Here is an 18,162-nt window from a genome sequence, read left to right as displayed (position 1 = left end):
ACATGGCGGACGAACTCAATTGGCTGAGCGCGGCGAAGCTCGTCAAAGCTTATCGCAGGAAAAAACTTTCGCCCGTCGAGGTCGCCCGCGCGTGCCTCGATCAGATCGCCCGGCACGATCTCAAGCTCAATGCCATGTGCCTTGTCGACGAGAAGTCGGCGCTCAAGCATGCCAAGGCCAGCGAAGCGCGCTGGCGCAAGGCCGAACCCCTGGGCGCCGTCGACGGCGTGCCGGCGCTGGTCAAGGATCTGATCCTGGCCAAGGGCTGGCCGACGCTGCGCGGCTCGAAGACCGTCGAGCGCAACCAGGCCTGGGACCAGGATGCTCCTTCCGTCGCCCGCTTGCGCGAGGAGGGAGCCGTCCTCATCGGCCTCACCACGACGCCCGAATTCGGCTGGAAGGGCGTCACCGATTCTCCGCTCACCGGCATCACCCGCAATCCCTGGGACGTGACGAAGACGCCCGGCGGCTCATCGGGCGGCTCATCGGCTGCGGTCGCCGCGGGCTATGCGCCTTTGGCGCTCGGCACCGATGGCGGCGGCTCGATTCGCATCCCTGCCGGCTTCTCCGGCATATTCGGCCTGAAGCCGTCCTTCGGCCGCGTGCCGGCCTGGCCGCTCTCGCCCTTCGGCACCGTGGCGCATACGGGCCCGATGACGCGCAGCGTCGAGGATGCGGCCATCATGCTCAATGTCATCGCCAAGCCCGATGCGCGCGACTGGCATTCGCTACCCTATGACGGGCGCGATTACACCAAGCGGCTCGACAAGGGCATCAAGGGCTTGCGCATCGCCTTCAGCCCGGCGCTCGGCCATGCCGAGGTCAATCCGGAAGTCGCCGATGCGGTGAAGAAGGCGGTCAAGGTGCTGCGCGGCCTCGGCGCCAAGGTCGATATGATCGATCCGGGCTTCGCCGATCCCGGTCCCATCTTCCGCGTCCTCTGGTGGTGTGGGGCGCGTGCATTGCTCTCGCGCCTGCCCGAAGACAAGAAGGCATTGCTCGATCCGGGCCTCGCCGACGTCCTGAAGCAGTCGCTCACGATCACGCCGGAAGACTATTTCGACGCGGTGAAGGCCAGGGGCGCGCTCGGAACCCAGATGCGTCACTTCATGGAGAAATACGATCTCCTGGTGACGCCCACTCTCCCGATCTCGGCCTTCGAGGCCGGCAAATTGTCGCCCGATGCGGACGGCACCGGCAAATGGGTGAACTGGACGCCCTTCAGCTATCCCTTCAACCTGACCCAGCAGCCGGCGGCGAGCGTGCCCTGCGGCCTCACCAAAGCCGGATTGCCGATCGGGCTTCACATCATCGGCCGAATGTTCGATGATGCTTCAGTGTTGCGCGCCGCCCACGCTTATGAACAGGCGAGCGACTGGCACAAGCGGCGGCCGCCGCTCGATGGCACGGCCAAGGAGCAGTGATGAGAAGCGGGAGCTTGCTCGAGATGTTGAGGCGCGGAAGGGCGAGCTTCGCCCTGGCGACCCTCTATCTTCTCTTGCTCCCGATCCTGCTCGGCATCCTGCCGAAGCCCGCGCCCACGGCGGAATTCCTCTTGCTGCGCGATCTCGCGGCGGTCGAGATCTGCACCATGCCGGGCTCGGGCCCGGTGCCCGGCAAGCCGGTGCAGCATCAGCCGGAATGCATATTGTGCTCCACCGCCTGTCCCTTCGCCGGCGCCTCCGCCGCACCGCCGCCCGCCGACGCCGCGGTTGAACCCTTCTTCGTCCAACTGGCCCTCGCCGTCCCGCAGCCCAAGGATTTCGCGCTGCCGGCATTGGGCCTCTTCACCTCGGACATCCAGTCGCGCGGACCTCCAGCGACAACCTGAAACCTTTTCCATCCGTAGTGATCCAATGACTGGCGCCTTCCCGGCGCCGTCTGCCATGTCTCATGGAGAATTTCATGTCCGTCGCCGACTTGCCACAGGAGGCCCTTGCCCCATCGTCGCCTTCAGCGCTGCTCTACCGCGCCATATGGAGATGGCACTTCTATGCAGGGCTGCTGGTCCTGCCGTTCCTCGTTTCGCTCGCCATCACCGGCAGCCTTTATTTGTTCAAGGATGAAATCAACGCGATCGTCTATGCGAAGGAGCTTTATGTCGCGCCGAGCGATGCGGAGACCCTCAAGCCCTCCGAGATCGTGAAGCGCGCCGAGGCCGCCGTCCCCGGCACGCCTTTCCGCTATGCGCCACCCGAAGCCTCGGACAGAACCGCCGAGGTCGGCATCGACAGCGCGGCGCAAGGCCCAATGTCGGTCTTCGTCAATCCCTATACGGGAGACGTCACCGGCAGTTTCGCCGATTCCGGATCGTCGCGAACGCCGCTGATGCAATTCCTCAAGAAGGTCCACAGCCTCGACTATTTCGGCTGGCTGCCCAACCGCATCATCGAGATCGTCGCAGGCTGGACGCTCGTCCTCGTCGTCACCGGCTTCTATCTGTGGTGGCCGCGCGGCCAGACGGGCGGCGTCATGAGCGTGCGCGCGCGACCCCGAGCCCGTCTTTTCTGGCGCGACCTCCATGCGGTGACCGGCTCCATCGTCGGGGCGCTCATCTTCTTCCTCGCCATCACCGGCCTGCCCTGGTCGGGCTTCTGGGGCGCCCATCTCAACAAATATGCCGACCAGTATGGCTTCGGCTACCCGGCGCAGTTCTGGAACGACGTGCCGAAATCCAACGAGCATGCCGGCCATGCGATGACCCAGACCTCATGGTCGCTCGAGAACACGCCGATGCCCGAAAGCCATATGGTCATGGGCGAGCCGATCGGCCTCGACAAAGCGGTGCCGATCTTCGACGCGCTCCACATAAGCAAAGGCTATCTCATCGACCTGCCGCAGGACAAAGCGGGCGTCTATTCCGCTTCCATCTTCCCCGACCACGTCGGCGATGAGCGCGTCATCCATCTCGACCAGTATACGGGCAAGCCCTTGTTCGACGGCGGGTTCAAGGAACTGGGCCCGGTCGGCAAGGCGATCGAGTTCGGCATCAGCGTGCATCAGGGCCAGGAATTCGGCCGCATCAACCAATTGGTGATGCTCAGCACCTGTCTCGCCATCATCCTGATGGCGGTCTCGGCCACCGTCATGTGGTGGAAGCGGCGTCCCAAAGGCGCCCTCGGCGCGCCCAACTATCCGGCCGACTACCGCGTTCCGCGCACCATCCTCCTCATCGCAGCGGCGACCGGCATCGTCTTTCCGCTGGTCGGGCTGACGCTCGTCCTGGCGCTCGCCATCGATCTCATCCTGCCGCGCCGCCTCAAGCAGCGCATGGCCTGACAGCAAGGACCTCTTCTCATGAGACTCAGCAAGGAATTCATCGTCGCCATCGTGCTCACCGGTGCGGCCCTCATGGCGACCGCCGCTCATGCGCATGACTATAAAGCGGGCGCTCTCGTCATCGCCCATCCCTGGACGCCCAAGCCGCCCGCGGGCGCCAAGGTCGCCGCGGGTTTCCTCAAGATCACCAATGAAGGAAAGGAAGACGACCGGCTGGTCGCGATCAGCGCCGAGGTCGCCGGGAAGATCCAGATTCACGGCATGAAGATCGAGAACGGCATCATGAAGATGTTCGAGCTTGCGGGCGGCCTCGCCATCCCGGCCGGACAAACGGTCGAGCTTAAGTCGAAGTCGAACCATGTGATGTTCATGGGCCTCAAGACGCTGCCGGCGGAAGGCCAGAGCTTCACGGCGGTGCTGACTTTCGAAAAGGCAGGCGAGGTGCCGGTCGAGTTCGCGGTCGAGCCGATGGGCGGCGACGATCACGGAGAGATGTGACATGCTCAAGCCTTTGCGCATCATCCTCTGGGCGCTCGTCGCCATCGCCACCGTGAGCGCTGCGGCCTATGTCTATCTCGATCGCCAGAACGCAATCGCCATCGCGCCGGCGGCGATCGGCGGGCCGTTCAAGCTCGCCGCCTCCTCGGGCGATACGGTCGACAGCGAGACATTGAAGGGGCAACCCTTCGCGGTGTTCTTCGGCTTCACCCATTGCCCCGACGTCTGTCCGACGACGCTCTATGAGATGTCGAGCGCGCTCGGCAAGCTTGGGAGTGAGGCAAAGGACCTCAAGGTGTTCTTCATCACCGTCGACCCTGAGCGCGATACGACGGCGTTCCTCAAGAGCTATCTGACGAGCTTCGATCCGCGCATCGTGGGCTTGCGGCCTTCCCTCGAGCAATTGCCGGAGATCGCCAAGAGCTATCGCGTCTTCTATGAGAAGGTCAGGACCGAGGATGGCGACTATACGATGAACCATACGGCGCTCGTTTATCTCATGGATCGTCAAGGCCGGTTCTTCGGCACGCTCGACTTCGAGGAGAAGCCCGAGGTGCGGCTGGCGAAGCTCAGGCGCCTTCTCAAGGAAGGCTAACCGCGGTCGACATAGCGCAGGAACAGCCAGGTGGCGACGGAGGACAGGATTGCCGTCGCCGTCGCCAGCCAGAAGCCATGCGGGACGCCGGTCCAGGGCAGGCCATCGAGATTCATGCCGAAGAGCCCGGCGACGAACGCCGGTGGTAGAAAAAGGGCGGTGAGGACGGAGAGCCGGTAGAGCTGCCGGTTGGTCTCGGCGGCAAGCTTGGCGTCGATCTCGTCATGAAAGAGACGGGCGCGGTGCTCGATCTGCTCGAATTCCTGATCGAGATGGAGATGGAGGTCGAGCAGGTCGGTGAGATCGGCAGGGAAGGCGGGTGTGCCACGCGCCGCCTCCATCAGCACGCGCCGCAAGCTCCTCTGCTGGCGATGCAGCATCGCTGCTTCCCGACGCACGATCACGGCGCGCCGTCGCTCGTCGCTGACGCGGTCGTCGAGCACGCGGTCCTCGATGAGCTCGATCTCGGCGGCGAGGTCATGCAGCACGGACTCGATCCCTTGCGCATAGTGAGAGAAGAAGGCGAGCAGCAATTGCGCCGGCCCCGCGAAGCGCCGGCCGGCATCGAGCTGGCGCCGGATCAGCTCGGCCGAGCGCACCGGCTTGGCGCGCAAGGTGACGAGAAGACCGTCGGCCAGGAGGAAATGCAGACGGCAGGCCTCATGCGTCTCGCCGGTGAAGTCGCGGCGCAGTTCGGCGACGCTGCCGACGGTCTCGCGCTCGAAGCTGTCGATCGTCTGGTAGGCGGGGACATGCTCGATGAAGTCGATGGCGAGCGCCGTGAGTTTCCCTGAGCGCGCCAGCCAGCGGGCGCAGCGCTGGTCGATGAAATTGAGATGCAGCCACAGCCACTCGTCGGCAGACGATGTGAGCTGCGGATCGATGTCCTGCTCTGTCAGCTTTCTTGCCGTCCCGTCAGCGGCGAAGCGATAGGCGCAGACGAAACCCGGAACGTCGTCAGGCGAGACAAGGTGCGATACGGATTCCGGCATGGCCCTTGAAGGACATGCGAATGTGACAGTTGTGTGAAGGCGCTCAGCCCTTCGCCTTGTCCATCTGCTCGACGAAGCGCTTGAAGAGATAGTGGCTGTCCTGGGGGCCTGGCGAGGCTTCCGGATGATACTGCACCGAGAAGATCGGCTTGCCTTCGACGGCGATGCCGCAATTGGAGCCATCGAACAAAGAGACATGGGTCTCGACGACGCCTTGCGGCAATGTCGCGCGATCGACGGTGAAGCCGTGATTCATCGAGGTGATCTCGACCTTGCCGGTGGTAAAATCCTTCACCGGGTGATTGGCGCCGTGATGGCCCTGATGCATCTTCTGGGTCTTGGCGCCGAGCGCCAGCGCCAGCATCTGATGGCCGAGGCAGATGCCGAAGACGGGCTTGCCGGAAGAGACGAGCTTCTTGATCTCGGGCACCGCATATTCGCCGGTCGCCGCGGGGTCGCCGGGACCGTTCGAGAGAAAGATGCCATCGGGATTCATGGCGAGAATGTCGTCGGCCAGCGCGGTCGCCGGCACCACCGTCACCTCGCAACCGACCGTGGTGAGGCAGCGCAGGATGTTGCGCTTGAGCCCATAATCGACCGCAACGACCTTGTATCTGGCGCCATTGCCCCGGCCATAGCCCGCTCTCCAGTCCCAGGTCGTCTCGTCCCACGCCATGCGCTGAGTGAGCGAGACGTCCTTGGCGAGATCCATGCCGACGAGGCCCGGCCATTCAGCCGCCATCGCTTTGAGCTTCTTGAGGTCGAAATGGCCCCTGGCATGATGAGCGATGACGCCGTTGGGCATGCCTTTCTCGCGGATGAGATTGGTGAGCGCCCTGGTGTCGATACCGCCAAGCCCGACGATGCCCCGCGCCTTGAGCCACTGGCTGAAATGGCGGTGGCTCCTGTAATTGGCGGGATCGGTGACGGAGGCCTTGACGACACAGCCGCGCACGCCCGACGTTGCGGCAAGATTGGTCGTCTCGATGTCGTCCTCATTGGTGCCGACATTGCCGATATGCGGGAAGGTGAAAGTGACGATCTGGCCGGCATAGGAGGGATCGGTCAGGATCTCCTGATAGCCGGTCATCGCGGTGTTGAAGCACACTTCGCCCACGGCCTCGCCCTCGGCGCCGAAGCCAAAGCCTTCGATGACGGTGCCGTCGGCGAGCACAAGGAGACCGGTGACGCGCGGCGCTTCCCAGTCGGAAAAGGACGGGCGCGCAGATTTCTTCACCGCCCTCGGTTTCACCGGCCGGGCAGGGGTTTTCTTCGCCATGGACTCATGATCTCCTGAATTTGCGTTCTCTTATGGGGCTGGTTTCGGTCCGTCAAGGTTGCATGGCCGCCCGTCCGGGCGTATCTCAACCCCTTTCATCGGCAAGGAAATTCCCATGGGTTTGCGTGACCAGATCAATGACAGCCTGAAAGAGGCGATGAAATCGGGCGACAAAAGGCGGGTTTCGACGCTCCGGCTCGTCAATTCCGCCATCAAGGACCGCGACATCCTGAACCGCACGGCCGGGCCCGATGCCGGGGTGAATGACGCCCAGATCGTCGAAGTGCTGGCCAAGATGGTCAAGCAGCGCCAGGAGAGCCTCGAAATCTACGAGAAGGCCGGGCGCGACGAGCTTGCGACCCAGGAGCGCGAAGAGATCCAGATCATCCAGGGCTACATGCCGAAGCAGCTCTCGGACGAGGAAGTGAAATCGGTCATCGCCGCGGTGATCAAGGACGTCGGCGCCACCTCGGTCAAGGACATGGGCAAGGTCATGGGCGCGCTCAAAGCGAAATATTCAGGCCAGATGGATTTCGGCAAGGCCGGGGCCGTGATCAAGGGCCTGCTCGGCGCCTGACCGGGCCGCCATATCAGGGATTATCAGGGATTATCAGGGAATTTCGCGAAAAAAATCCACCCTGAGCAATATCAATGGGTTAGGTTCCTGGAAGCTTGCGGAGCAGGGAATTTTCCAGCGCCGCTGGCCGGCGGCGCGATCGAGTCCGGGACGCGCCATCCCATACTGAGATTTCCCAAATCTCACGATCTGGCCCACGATTGCAAGCCCTAAGGCAGGATCAGCCCGCCGCCGGCATGGGCGCAGGTCGCCGCCGCGACCTGCATGGCCTTGTCGAGACAGTGGCGCCAGTCGCCTTCCTCCCGTGGCATGCCCTCCTGCAGAATGAAGGCGATCACCGTGGCGAGCGTCGCATCGCCGGCGCCCATCGTGTCGACGAGGGGCTTCGCCTGCCGGGCGATGTCCACGGCGACGGAGAGGCCGGACCTGGTGTGAAGGCTCGCCCCTCCGGCGCCATGGGTGAGCAACAGGGTTTCGATGCCGAGACCGAAGAGCCGGGCCACTGTCTTCTTCCGGTCGCCGCCATAGAAGAGGGCCATATCCTCATCGCTCAGCTTGACGAGCGTGGCGCGAGCCATCGCGGTCTCGGCGCCATTGCAATAGGCCGCCATGTCGGCAATGAGGCTCAGGCGCGGATTGGGATCGACGACGATGAGCCCTTTCGCCTTGGCGAGTGCTGCGACCAGCGCTTCAGTCTGCCGGTGATCGTCGAAAGGGAATGAATTGACCGCGACCGCATCGGCGGCCTCGATCGCCGCCATCACCGCGCTCGTGAAGACGATGCGGCGGCGGAACATCTGGCTTGAGAATTCGTAAAAAGGCTCGCCGTTGCGGCGGCGCGAGAAGGCGACGCCGGTGAAATCGACATTGGGCGGATTGAGGACCGTGACCTTCTCTTGGCGCAGATGGCGCTGGATCAGGGCGCCGTAGCGATCGCTCCCGAAGCGCGTCACGAGCCCGGAGGCGAGGCCCAATCGCACCAGGCCGACGGCAAGATTGAGCGCCGCACCGCCCGGGAGATATTCGACGGTGCCGTCTTCGAGCTCGACCGCATCGATGATGCCGTCGCCAATGCTGACGGTGCGCAGTATCTCAGTCATTTCCCTTCTCCCGCGCGCAGCGTGGGAGAAGGTGGCCGAAGCCCGGATGAGGGCTCTTTCGCCCAATGTGCTCTGATCTCAACGAGTATTCCTTGCTGAAACAAAGAGCCCTCACCCGCCCTTCGGGCACCCTCTCCCATTGCTTCGCAACGGGAGAGGGGAAAATTTGAGACACGTGCGCGCCATAGGCTCACTGCAGGTTGGTGTGGCGATGAAGCATCACGCCGTGGGCATCCGGCATGTCGCCGGCGAGGCTCAATATGACGCCGTCGAGCAGGAGCAGGCAGGATTGCTCGAACAGGCTGCCGCCGAATTGACGGGTCTCCTCGACCGGCACGGGAAGGACGACATCGGCGATCTGGGCCAGCGTCGCCTTGGGCTTGTGCGTCAGCGTCACCACCGTGGCGCTTTCCGCCCTGGCGATGCGGGCGAAGCCGACGCTGACCGGCGTCTCACCGCTCCCTGAGATGACGAGGAGCGCATCGCCCTTGCGGATCGAGGGCGCCGACACTTCGCCGACAAAATGCACCTGGCGCCCGAGATGCATGAAGCGCATCGCCGCCATCTGGGCGACGAGGCCGGAGCGGCCTTGCCCTGAGAAGAACCAGCGTTGCGCCGGGTCGCTGAAGGCATCGACGACTTGGGCGAAGGCGTGGCGGTCTATGCGCGCCAGGAGGTCGGCTATTTCCTGTCCCACGGCCAGCCACGGCCGGGATTGGGCAATCTCTCGCGAATCCATTGGGACACCTCTTTGGGACTGGACGATTCCGTGATCGCCGTGCCGACGACGACGATCTCCGGTTCGACCGCGATGACGGAGGAAAGCGTATCGGGGCCGATGCCGCCGGCGAGCGAGACGCGGAAACCGCGCGCGTGCATCTCCCTCACGGCATCGATATGCGATGTCGATCTGTTGCCGGCGAGACGGGCATCGGTCGGCGAATGAACGGCGACATAGCCGAAGCTTTTCGGGAAGACGGCATCCTGCGGCAGAAGCTCTGCTTTGCCCGATTCGGTGATCGTATCGACGATGACGGTGGCGCCGAAAGCTTCGGCCCGCTTGCCGACCGTCTCATGCGTCGCCTTCGAGGCGCAAGAAAGGACGGTCATGAAGGCGGCGCCGGCGCCGAACACCATGTCGGCCTCGAGCGCGCCGCCATCGACGGTCTTGGTGTCGGCCAGCACCATGACATCGGGGCACAGCTCGCGCGCCGTCGCGATGGCCGAGATGCCGAAGCGCTTCAGCACCGGCGTGCCGATCTCGATGATGTCGGCGAAGGGCTTCACCTGGGGCAGGAGAGCGAGGTGCTCCGGTTTGTCGAAGGCGATTTGCAAGAGCACGATGATGTCCTACCGGTGTTGGCACAGAGAAACAGCGGGTATGGAGCCCTCACTATTATTTCCCTTCTCCTGCGCGTAGCGTGGGAGAAGGTGGCCGAAGGCCGGATGAGGGCTCTTTCGCACAACGCGCTCTGATCTCGACGAGTATTCCTTGCTGAAACAAAGAGCCCTCACCCGCCCTTCGGGCACCCTCTCCCATTGCTTCGCAACGGGAGAGGGGGGATTTGGGGGCGGGGGAGAGGGGATCTGATCACACGACCTTGGTCGTGACCTGGACATTGCCCTTGATCGAGTGGCTATAGGGGCACACGACATGGGCCTTCTTGACGAGGTCCTCGGCCTTGGCCTTGTCGACGCCGGGGAGGCTCACGTCGAGCGCCACGCTGAGGCCAAAGCCCTGCTTGTCGTCGCGCTCGCCGATGCTGACATTGGCCGACACCTTGGCGTCGTCCGAGATCTTGACCTTCTCCTTGCCGGCGACGAATTTGAGCGCGCCCAGATAGCAGGCGGAATAGCCGACCGAGAACAGCTGCTCCGGATTGGTGCCGGTGCCCGATCCACCCATTTCCTTCGGCAGTGTCAGCTTGACATCGACCTTGCCGTCATCGGTGCGGCCTTGGCCGTCGCGTCCGCCGGTTGCGCTTCCATGTGCGGTGTAAAGAACTTTCATCTGACAAGCCTCCTTGGTTAAGTCCGGAACTATCTCACGCCGCCTTGCGGCTCGCAATCGCGACCCCTGCCGCCGCGACAGCCATGCCGAGCCAGGCGAGCGGCGCCATCGTCTCGCCGAGCAGCGGCCAGGCCATCAGCGTGGCGACCGGCGGCACGAGATAGAACAGCGACGAGACGCGCGACACCTCGCCGGCGCGGATCATCGCCAGAAGCAAAGTCATCGAGATCAGTGAATTGCCGATGACGAGATAAGCGAGCGCGGCCAGAAGTTCGGGCGAGCTCCAATCGACATGCATACTCTCGGTGGCAAGGGTCAGAGGCAAGGTGCCGGCGAGTCCGGTCACATATTGGATCATGTTCGACACGATCGGATGATGATTGGCGCCGAAGCGCTTCTCCCACAAGGTGCCGGCCGTGATGCCGAGAAGCGCCCCAAAGGCGCAGAGGATTCCGAAGGTCGTCTCGGCCTTGATCGCGGACTGGGCGAGGATCACGATCGCCGCACCCGCGAGACCCAGAATGAGCCCGATCCAGCGCAAGCCGCTCACCCGCTCGCGCGCGAAATAGGGTGCGGCGAGGCCGACCAGGATCGGCTGCAGGCAGACGATGATGGCGACGGTGCCCGACGAGGCCTTGGCGTAGAAGGCGAGATAGGACAGGCCGAAATAGATGGCTTGGATCAGAAAACCCACCATCGCGATGTGGAACCATTGCGTCGGCGTGCGCGGCCATTGCGGCTTGAGGGCGATGGCGAAGGGGGCGAGGATGATGAGCACGATGACATAGCGCAGCGCCAGGAAGGTTAGAGGCTCGGCATGCCTGATGCCGAGCTTGGCGACGCTGAAGCCGCCCGACCACAGAACGAGGAAGATCAATGGCGCCAGCACAAGCCAGAGCGGCCGCCCCGCGGGCGGTGACGGGCTGTTCATTGGGGACGGGGCTTCCGGGCCAGATAATCGGCATAGACGCCGTTCGAATATTCGGCCGACAGGAGATCGAAACCGGCCTGCCTGATGAGGCCTTCCATGATCCAGCCATAGGTCGAATGCTCATCGCGCAAATGACAGGCGACGGTCGCGCGGTCATAGCCGGTATTGGCGAGCATCCAGGCGATCCAGGCTTCGGCGGTTTGGGGCAGTTCGGCCGGGCGGCAGGAGAAGACGACGTCGCGGATGAAGAGGGTGCCGCCGGGTTTCAATGCCCTGGCCATGCGATCGAGCGCGACACCTTTCCACCGATCGGGCAGATGATGCAAAGCGAATTTCGTGGTGATGACATCGAGGCTCGCCTCGGGCGCCGCGAAGGACAAGAAGCCCGCCTGCTCGGTCGTAATGTTGGTGAGCCGCAGGGCCTCGGCGCGCCGGCGCGTGGCCTTGAGCATGGGAAGCGATATGTCGATGGCATGCACCGCGCGAGCGATCTTCGCCGCAGCGCAAGCAAGAAGGCCGGTGCCGCAGCCGATGTCGGCGAGCGCAGCGGAAGCCTCGAGCCCGAGCCTTTCGAGAAGCGCTGCGTCCTCAGCCGAGTCGTTCTGACGCTCGTCATAGGTCGCGACTTCCTGCGCATCGGCGAAGTCGGTGCCGACCTGCTTCAGATCGTCATAATACCAATCGGGTCTTTCCATTGAGCGGGATGCTCGCAGACCCATCGTCCGGGCGCCAGAGCAGAGCCTCGCGCGGATACCATGCGCGCGGCGCATAGCGCGCGGCCGGCCGTGGTCTGGTACCGACAAACCGCGCATGGCATTGATGTGAAGAGAGGAGACCGATCGTGGTGACAGCAGTCGAACGAATCTATGATCTCGACGGAGGGATTGCGGAAGTTGCCGACGCCTCCATCTATTCACCGGGCATCGATGTCGGCAAGCCCCTCAGCCTCAGCTGCAACGCCTATCTCATTCGCCGCGCCGGCCAATGGATCCTGTGGGACACAGGCACGGGCGATGAGCTCGTGACTATGCCGGGCGGCAAAATCATTGCCCATGGCATTCGCGGCGTCGTGACGCGAACGCTCATGTCCCAGCTCGCGGAGATCGGCGTCGATCCCGGTGACGTCTCGTTGCTGATGCTGTCGCATGCTCATTTCGATCATGTCGGAAATACGAGGTTGTTTCCGAAAGCGAAGTGGATCGTGCAAAGGAAGGAATATGAGGCGATGTTCGGTCCCGATTTCGAGGAATACGGCTTCTCGCCTGAGCTCTACAAAACGCTGCGCGACAATCCGACGGAGATCGTCGAGGGCGACCATGACGTATTCGGCGACGGATCGATCCGCCTCATTTCAACGCCGGGGCATACGCCGGGCCACTCGTCGCTCGGCGTGCGTCTGCCCAAATCGGGCACGATCATCCTGAGCGGCGATGTCGCGCATTTCGAGAGCAACTTCGTCCATCGGCGCGTGCCGGAATTCAACTTCGACGCCGGACAGACCAGAGCCTCCATGGACAAGATCGATGGGATCATCAGGTCGGAAGGCGCGCAGCTGTGGATCAATCATGACACTGTGCAATGCGCGACCATCCCGCATGCGCCGCAATGGGTCGAATAGGGTCGGTGGCCATCGGGGAGCGCGGGACGCAAGCTCCCCATAAATCTTGCGGGATTCAGCGGGTGATTGCCTATATAATCGCTTGAATTATGGAGCGATGGCCATGACACCGTTTGATCTCGCCATGTCGGTCGCGCTGGGCGTCGGGCTCGCGGCGGCCACGGGTTTCAGGGTCTTCCTGCCGCTGCTCGTCACCAGCATCGCCACCTATGGCGGCTATATTCCGGTGAGCGACGGCTTCTCATGGATCGGCACGCCCGCTGCCGTCATCATGCTGGGCGTCGCGGCCCTGGCCGAGGTGCTGGCTTACTATATTCCGGGCGTCGACAACCTGCTCGATACGATCGCGACGCCGGCGGCGCTCATCGCCGGGACGCTCGTCTCGGCCGCGGTGATGGCCGACCTGCCGCCGCTCATCAAATGGACGGCGGCCGTCATTGCGGGCGGCGGTGCCGCCGGCATCACGCAAGGCGTCACCACGCTCATCCGAGCCAATTCCACGGTGTTCACCGGCGGGCTCGGCAATCCGGTGATCGCCACGGGGGAGCTCGGCGGGGCGACGCTCATCTCGCTCCTGGCGCTGTCCGTGCCCTTCGTGGCCGTGGGCCTCGTCGTCCTGTTCTGCTGGTTTGCCGTGAGGACGATCCGGAGGCTGTTGCGGCGGGCGCCCAAGGCAGAAACCCAGGGAACGGGCTGATTTGGCTACTAAATCCTAACGTCACCCCGGCGAAAGCCGGGGCCCCCTGAATAGGAACAACCGGGTGGTGCTGCTCTGACATCACCAATTTAATGGGCCCCGGCTTTCGCCGGGGTGACGGATTGGAGCAGAAAGCCAAGTTTTCACCCTTAGGTCGTCGTTATTATCTGTTGAAAGCCTGTTGATTCGGCTTTTGAGATAAAGCCCACTTTCGGCTTTTGTGGTTGTTAGACCGGACCATGAGATTTCCGCCCACGTTCCTCGATGAGATCCGCGCCCGCGTGTCGGCTTCGTCCGTCGTGGGGAAGCGGGTGCAATGGGACCGGCGCAAATCCAATTTCGGGCGCGGCGATTTCTGGGCCTGCTGCCCCTTCCACAATGAGAAGACGGCTTCCTTCCATGTCGATGACCGCAAGGGCCGCTATCACTGCTTCGGCTGCAAGGCCTCGGGCGACATCTTCACCTTCCTGACCGAGAAGGAAGGGGTGAGCTTCCCGGAAGCGGTCGAGCGCCTGGCCCAGGAAGCGGGCCTTCCCATGCCGCAAATCTCGGAAGAGGACGAGCGGCGCGAGAAGCTCAGGACCACGCTCTATGACGTGATGGAGCTCGCGGCGAAATTCTTCGAGGAGATGCTGCAGAGCGCCAAGGGCGCCAAAGCGCGCGGCTATCTGGCCGACCGTGGCCTCTCCGTCGCCATCCAGCAGGAGTTCCGTCTAGGCTATGCGCCGGACGACCGCTCGGCTTTGCGCACCAGGCTTGCCGACAAGGGCGTCACCGTCGAGCAGATGGCGGAAGCGGGCCTCGTCGTCAGCGGCGACGACGTGCCCGTCGCCTATGACCGCTTCCGCGACCGGGTGATCTTCCCGATCCGCGATCCGCGTGGAAGGGTGATCGCCTTTGGCGGCCGGGCGCTTTCCAAGGACGCGCTCGCCAAATACTTGAATTCTCCAGAGACGACGCTCTTTCATAAAGGCTTCGTCCTCTACAATCTCGACAAAGCGCGCGCGCTCGCCCACCAGTCGGGCGAGATCATCGCGGTCGAAGGCTATATGGATGCGATCGCGCTGCATCGCGCGGGGCTCGGCCATGTAGTGGCGCCGCTCGGCACGGCGCTGACCAGCGACCAGCTGGCGCTGCTGTGGCGCATCGCGCCCGAGCCGACGCTCTGCTTCGATGGCGACGAGGCCGGACTCAAGGCCGCCTATCGCGCCCTCGACCTCGCTCTGCCGCTGCTCAAGCCCGGCCATTCGCTCAAATTCGCGCTCCTGCCGGAGGGCCAGGACCCGGACGATCTCCTCAAGACGAGCGGGGCCGATGCGGTCAAGGCGGTGATCGCCGAGGCGCGGCCGCTCGCCGACATCCTGTGGAACCGCGAGGCCGATCAGGCGCGCATCGACACGCCGGACGGACGGGCATCCTTCGAGGTGAGGCTGTCGAGCCTGGTGCGCGAGATCGGCGATGAGACGGTGCGGCGCTATTATGGGGAGGACTTAAAGGCGCGGCTCGCCCGGCACCTGGCGCCGCAGGGCGGGCCCTCCTTGCGCGGCTTCGGCCGCGGCCGGTCGAATTTCTCGCCCGCCAAGCCGATGATCAAGGCACGGCGCGGACCCCGGGCGAGGCCCTTGCCGCATGATTATTCGGCACCGCCCAGCCAGGCGCTCAGGGCCAGTCCCCTGGCGCAGCGCAGCCGCCAGCAGGAGCAGGAACGCCGGGAGCGGCTTTTACTCCTAGGGATCGTCAACCACCCCGAGCTTCTGCACGATTTTCTGGACGATTATGCCGCAGCGGAGTTCTCTTCCCCCGAACTTGACTCGCTCAAGCGGCAAATCATAGATATGGCCGCCTTGGCGGAGGGTCTTGACGGATCGGCTGTCAAGGACCACTTGAACGATCAAGGTTTTGGGCCGGTTTTGGCCCGCCTTGAAAGTCAGGCGGTACGTCTGAACGAATGGTTCCTGAACCCCGGTGCTGCGTCTGCGGACGCCCGGACAGCGCTTCGTCAGATGTTCGCCCTGCATAGGAAAAGCGTGACCCTTGATCGGGAGCTGCAAGCTGCCGAGGCCCAATTCGCCGCCGATCCGACGGAGGAAAAGCTCAGCGTGCTCAACCAGATACGCGAAGAGCTAGCGTCTCACGCCGGAATGGAAGCCCATGTCGAGGGCTTCGGCGAGGCCTCGGGGCGCGATGCGACCCCACTCTAGGGCAGACATTTGGTCGTGGCGCGTATGGTGAGGAAGACCGGCATCGAGCTTTTCCTGACCCCCGTGCCGGTACGGTTAGGAACAGGTTAAGGGGCCGGCGGATAAAACCGCAGACGGCCCCCGAATCAGTTGAGACGAGAAGGATAGGCGACGCATGGCCCGAGCCCAGATGCGCGAACCGCAGAACGAAGAGAACGAAGCTCCGCCGCCGGCTGAAGAGCAGGAAGCCCAGGAAACCCCGGGCGAGGGCCAGGATTCCCCCGTTCTCGATCTGACCGATGCGGCCGTGAAGCGCATGATCCGGGCCGCCAAGCAGCGCGGCTACGTCACGCTGGACGAGCTCAATTCCGTCCTCCCCTCGGACGAGACGAGCCCCGAGCAGATCGAAGACATCATGTCGATGCTCAACGAAATGGGCATCAATGTCGTCGAGAGCGAGGAAGAGGGCAACGACACCGCCAAGACCGCCAAGGAAGAAGAGGCCGAGCCTTCCGAGAACCTCCCCATCAAGGTCGAGGCCGAGAAGACGCCGGCCGACCGCACCGACGATCCGGTGCGCATGTATCTGCGCGAGATGGGCCAGGTCGAGCTCTTGTCGCGCGAGGGCGAGATCGCCATCGCCAAGCGCATCGAGGCCGGCCGCGAGGCGATGATCCAGGGCTTGTGCGAAAGCCCGCTCACCTTCCAGGCGATCATCATCTGGCGCGACGAGCTCAATGAAGGCAAGATCCTGCTCCGCGACATCATCGATCTCGAAGCGACCTATGCCGGCCCCGATGCCAAGAACAAGCAGCCGGTGATGTCGGACGAGAAGCTCGCCGAGCCCAAGAAGCCGGAGCCGATCAAGAAGCCCGAGCCGCGCCGCGCCATGCGCCGCGACGATGAATATGGCGATGTGCTGTCGCCGGAGGATTTCGACAAACCGCAGGTCGAGGAAGAGGACGACGAAGGCGACGATGATCCGGGCGTCTCGCTCTCGGCCATGGAAGCCGAGCTCAAGCCCCAGGTTCTCGAGACCTTCGACCGCATCGCCAAGACCTACAAGTCGCTGCGCAAGCTGCAGGATCAAGAGGTCGGCGACAAGACCGCCTTGTCGCCCTCGCAGGAGCGCCGCTACAAGAAATTGCGCGACGAGATCATCGTCGATGTGAAGTCGCTGTCGCTCAACAATGCGCGCATCGAGGCGCTCGTCGATCAGCTCTATGACATCAACAAGCGCCTCAACGCTCTCGAGGGGCGCCTGATGCGCCTCGCCGAGACCTACAAGGTGCCGCGCGATGTGTTCCTGAAGGAGTATCAGGGCGAGGAGCTCAATCCCGAATGGCTGCGCCGCGTCGGCCGGCTCGCCAAGTTCGGCTGGAAGAAATTCGCCAATGACGAGAAGGAATCGATCCGCGTCATCCGCGAGGAGATCCACGAGCTCGCCACCGCCACGGGCCTGCAGATCCCGGAATTCCGCCGCATCGTCGCCATGGTGCAGAAGGGCGAGCGCGAGGCGCGCATCGCCAAGAAGGAAATGGTCGAGGCGAACCTCAGGCTCGTGATCTCGATCGCCAAGAAATACACCAATCGCGGTTTGCAGTTCCTGGACCTCATCCAGGAAGGCAATATCGGCCTGATGAAGGCGGTCGACAAATTCGAATATCGCCGCGGCTACAAATTCTCGACCTATGCCACTTGGTGGATAAGGCAGGCGATCACCCGCTCGATCGCCGACCAGGCGCGCACCATCCGCATCCCGGTGCATATGATCGAGACGATCAACAAGATCGTGCGTACGTCGCGCCAGATGATGCATGAGATCGGCCGCGAGCCGACGCCGGAGGAGCTGGCGGAAAAACTCTCGATGCCGCTCGAGAAGGTGCGCAAGGTGATGAAGATCGCCAAGGAGCCGATCTCGCTCGAGACGCCGGTGGGTGATGAGGAAGACTCGCATCTCGGCGACTTCATCGAGGACAAGAACGCCATCCTGCCGATCGATGCGGCGATCCAGGCGAACTTGCGCGAGACGACCACCCGCGTGCTGGCCTCGCTCACGCCGCGCGAAGAGCGCGTGCTGCGCATGCGCTTCGGCATCGGCATGAACACCGATCACACGCTCGAAGAAGTCGGCCAGCAGTTCTCGGTGACCCGCGAACGCATCCGCCAGATCGAAGCCAAGGCGCTGCGCAAGCTCAAGCATCCGAGCCGGAGCCGGAAGCTCAGGAGCTTCCTGGATAACTGAGTTTCGCCACAGGAGGACAAAAATCTATCCTGTCGGGAAAGACACGGTCATCCAGATCGAGGAGTGGCCCGCGATCACTCCGGGCGCGCCCCATCCGCTCATTGTTGCCGACGAATACGCGGTTGTGATGTCCTATTGGGTCGAACAGCCGACTGAGGCT

At 63.5% G+C, this 18,162-nt stretch carries 18 protein-coding genes; 10 read left to right on the top strand and 8 right to left on the bottom strand.

Going from position 1 to position 18,162, the window contains the following annotated elements; all coding sequences use genetic code 11:
• The first annotated feature begins 2 nt into the window (after positions 1 to 2).
• The 5 genes from DS839_RS10890 (at position 3) to DS839_RS10870 (ending at position 4,372) form a co-directional block, all read left to right on the top strand.
• Positions 3 to 1,424, top strand: a complete 1,422-nt coding sequence (locus DS839_RS10890; protein WP_119270322.1) for an amidase — start codon at positions 3 to 5, stop codon at positions 1,422 to 1,424.
• Positions 1,424 to 1,831: a hypothetical protein gene (locus DS839_RS10885; protein WP_119270321.1), complete on the top strand. Its 408-nt coding sequence runs from the start codon at positions 1,424 to 1,426 to the stop codon at positions 1,829 to 1,831. The genes DS839_RS10890 and DS839_RS10885 overlap by 1 nt, the downstream gene beginning before the upstream one ends.
• Positions 1,832 to 1,905: 74 nt before the next feature.
• Positions 1,906 to 3,279: a PepSY-associated TM helix domain-containing protein gene (locus tag DS839_RS10880; protein ID WP_119270320.1), complete on the top strand. Its 1,374-nt coding sequence runs from the start codon at positions 1,906 to 1,908 to the stop codon at positions 3,277 to 3,279.
• Positions 3,280 to 3,297: 18 nt separating this feature from the next.
• The gene (locus tag DS839_RS10875; RefSeq protein WP_119270319.1) at positions 3,298 to 3,777 is read left to right on the top strand and encodes a copper chaperone PCu(A)C; all 480 of its coding nucleotides are present in this window, start codon (positions 3,298 to 3,300) and stop codon (positions 3,775 to 3,777) included.
• A gap of 1 nt (position 3,778) precedes the next feature.
• Positions 3,779 to 4,372 (top strand): SCO family protein, encoded by a 594-nt coding sequence (locus DS839_RS10870; protein WP_119270318.1) that lies wholly within the window; start codon positions 3,779 to 3,781, stop codon positions 4,370 to 4,372.
• On the opposite strand, the gene DS839_RS10865 is transcribed toward DS839_RS10870, so the two are convergent.
• Together DS839_RS10865 and carA are read right to left on the bottom strand one after the other, a co-directional pair.
• Positions 4,369 to 5,364 (bottom strand): CorA family divalent cation transporter, encoded by a 996-nt coding sequence (locus DS839_RS10865; protein WP_119270317.1) that lies wholly within the window; start codon positions 5,362 to 5,364, stop codon positions 4,369 to 4,371. The genes DS839_RS10870 and DS839_RS10865 overlap by 4 nt on opposite strands.
• Positions 5,365 to 5,407: 43 nt before the next feature.
• Positions 5,408 to 6,643 carry a glutamine-hydrolyzing carbamoyl-phosphate synthase small subunit gene (gene carA, locus DS839_RS10860; RefSeq protein ID WP_119270316.1) on the bottom strand — a complete coding sequence of 412 codons (1,236 nt, stop codon included), beginning with the start codon at positions 6,641 to 6,643 and terminating at the stop codon, positions 5,408 to 5,410.
• Between the two features lie 115 nt (positions 6,644 to 6,758).
• On the opposite strand from carA, the gene DS839_RS10855 reads away from it, so the two are divergent.
• Positions 6,759 to 7,220, top strand: a complete 462-nt coding sequence (locus DS839_RS10855) for a GatB/YqeY domain-containing protein (protein ID WP_119270315.1) — start codon at positions 6,759 to 6,761, stop codon at positions 7,218 to 7,220.
• Positions 7,221 to 7,429: 209 nt separating this feature from the next.
• Here DS839_RS10855 and DS839_RS10850 read toward each other — a convergent pair whose 3' ends face one another.
• The 6 genes from DS839_RS10850 to DS839_RS10825 all read right to left on the bottom strand — a co-directional run bounded on the left by DS839_RS10850 (position 7,430) and on the right by DS839_RS10825 (position 11,957).
• Positions 7,430 to 8,320, bottom strand: a complete 891-nt coding sequence (locus tag DS839_RS10850; RefSeq protein ID WP_119270314.1) for a PfkB family carbohydrate kinase — start codon at positions 8,318 to 8,320, stop codon at positions 7,430 to 7,432.
• Positions 8,321 to 8,510: 190 nt separating this feature from the next.
• Positions 8,511 to 9,017: an SIS domain-containing protein gene (locus DS839_RS10845; RefSeq protein ID WP_162918437.1), complete on the bottom strand. Its 507-nt coding sequence runs from the start codon at positions 9,015 to 9,017 to the stop codon at positions 8,511 to 8,513.
• Positions 9,002 to 9,661 carry an orotidine 5'-phosphate decarboxylase / HUMPS family protein gene (locus tag DS839_RS10840; RefSeq protein ID WP_162918436.1) on the bottom strand — a complete coding sequence of 220 codons (660 nt, stop codon included), beginning with the start codon at positions 9,659 to 9,661 and terminating at the stop codon, positions 9,002 to 9,004. Before DS839_RS10840 ends, DS839_RS10845 begins: the two co-directional genes overlap by 16 nt.
• A 250-nt stretch (positions 9,662 to 9,911) precedes the next feature.
• Positions 9,912 to 10,331 (bottom strand): organic hydroperoxide resistance protein, encoded by a 420-nt coding sequence (locus tag DS839_RS10835; RefSeq protein ID WP_119270311.1) that lies wholly within the window; start codon positions 10,329 to 10,331, stop codon positions 9,912 to 9,914.
• A gap of 34 nt (positions 10,332 to 10,365) precedes the next feature.
• On the bottom strand, positions 10,366 to 11,262 hold the full coding sequence (locus DS839_RS10830; RefSeq protein WP_119270310.1) for a DMT family transporter: 897 nt from the start codon (positions 11,260 to 11,262) through the stop codon (positions 10,366 to 10,368).
• Positions 11,259 to 11,957, bottom strand: a complete 699-nt coding sequence (locus DS839_RS10825; RefSeq protein WP_162918435.1) for a class I SAM-dependent methyltransferase — start codon at positions 11,955 to 11,957, stop codon at positions 11,259 to 11,261. Before DS839_RS10825 ends, DS839_RS10830 begins: the two co-directional genes overlap by 4 nt.
• A gap of 146 nt (positions 11,958 to 12,103) precedes the next feature.
• Here DS839_RS10825 and DS839_RS10820 point away from each other — a divergent pair, with 146 nt between their 5' ends.
• From DS839_RS10820 to rpoD, 4 genes are all read left to right on the top strand, one after another.
• Positions 12,104 to 12,880, top strand: a complete 777-nt coding sequence (locus DS839_RS10820; RefSeq protein WP_368911477.1) for an N-acyl homoserine lactonase family protein — start codon at positions 12,104 to 12,106, stop codon at positions 12,878 to 12,880.
• A 103-nt stretch (positions 12,881 to 12,983) separates the two neighbouring features.
• A complete protein-coding gene (locus tag DS839_RS10815) occupies positions 12,984 to 13,577 on the top strand; it encodes a DUF4126 domain-containing protein (RefSeq protein ID WP_119270376.1) in 594 nt (197 codons plus the stop codon).
• Between the two features lie 239 nt (positions 13,578 to 13,816).
• Complete coding sequence (dnaG, locus tag DS839_RS10810) at positions 13,817 to 15,778, top strand: DNA primase (protein WP_119270308.1); 1,962 nt, start codon at positions 13,817 to 13,819, stop codon at positions 15,776 to 15,778.
• 154 nt (positions 15,779 to 15,932) lie between these two features.
• Complete coding sequence (rpoD, locus tag DS839_RS10805; protein ID WP_368911476.1) at positions 15,933 to 18,002, top strand: RNA polymerase sigma factor RpoD; 2,070 nt, start codon at positions 15,933 to 15,935, stop codon at positions 18,000 to 18,002.
• Positions 18,003 to 18,162: the final 160 nt, after the last annotated feature.

The organism is Taklimakanibacter deserti (assembly GCA_003574785.1).
This window is presented reverse-complemented; position numbering and strand designations above follow the sequence as displayed.

Coding starts and splice junctions, on each gene's coding strand:
- DS839_RS10890 (WP_119270322.1), top strand. CDS start 3: ATGGCGGACGAACTCAATTGGCTGAGCGCGGCGAAGCTCGTCAAAGCT.
- DS839_RS10885 (WP_119270321.1), top strand. CDS start 1,424: ATGAGAAGCGGGAGCTTGCTCGAGATGTTGAGGCGCGGAAGGGCGAGC.
- DS839_RS10880 (WP_119270320.1), top strand. CDS start 1,906: ATGTCCGTCGCCGACTTGCCACAGGAGGCCCTTGCCCCATCGTCGCCT.
- DS839_RS10875 (WP_119270319.1), top strand. CDS start 3,298: ATGAGACTCAGCAAGGAATTCATCGTCGCCATCGTGCTCACCGGTGCG.
- DS839_RS10870 (WP_119270318.1), top strand. CDS start 3,779: ATGCTCAAGCCTTTGCGCATCATCCTCTGGGCGCTCGTCGCCATCGCC.
- DS839_RS10865 (WP_119270317.1), bottom strand. CDS start 5,364: ATGCCGGAATCCGTATCGCACCTTGTCTCGCCTGACGACGTTCCGGGT.
- carA (WP_119270316.1), bottom strand. CDS start 6,643: ATGGCGAAGAAAACCCCTGCCCGGCCGGTGAAACCGAGGGCGGTGAAG.
- DS839_RS10855 (WP_119270315.1), top strand. CDS start 6,759: ATGGGTTTGCGTGACCAGATCAATGACAGCCTGAAAGAGGCGATGAAA.
- DS839_RS10850 (WP_119270314.1), bottom strand. CDS start 8,320: ATGACTGAGATACTGCGCACCGTCAGCATTGGCGACGGCATCATCGAT.
- DS839_RS10835 (WP_119270311.1), bottom strand. CDS start 10,331: ATGAAAGTTCTTTACACCGCACATGGAAGCGCAACCGGCGGACGCGAC.
- DS839_RS10830 (WP_119270310.1), bottom strand. CDS start 11,262: ATGAACAGCCCGTCACCGCCCGCGGGGCGGCCGCTCTGGCTTGTGCTG.
- DS839_RS10825 (WP_162918435.1), bottom strand. CDS start 11,957: ATGGAAAGACCCGATTGGTATTATGACGATCTGAAGCAGGTCGGCACC.
- DS839_RS10815 (WP_119270376.1), top strand. CDS start 12,984: ATGACACCGTTTGATCTCGCCATGTCGGTCGCGCTGGGCGTCGGGCTC.
- dnaG (WP_119270308.1), top strand. CDS start 13,817: ATGAGATTTCCGCCCACGTTCCTCGATGAGATCCGCGCCCGCGTGTCG.
- rpoD (WP_368911476.1), top strand. CDS start 15,933: ATGGCCCGAGCCCAGATGCGCGAACCGCAGAACGAAGAGAACGAAGCT.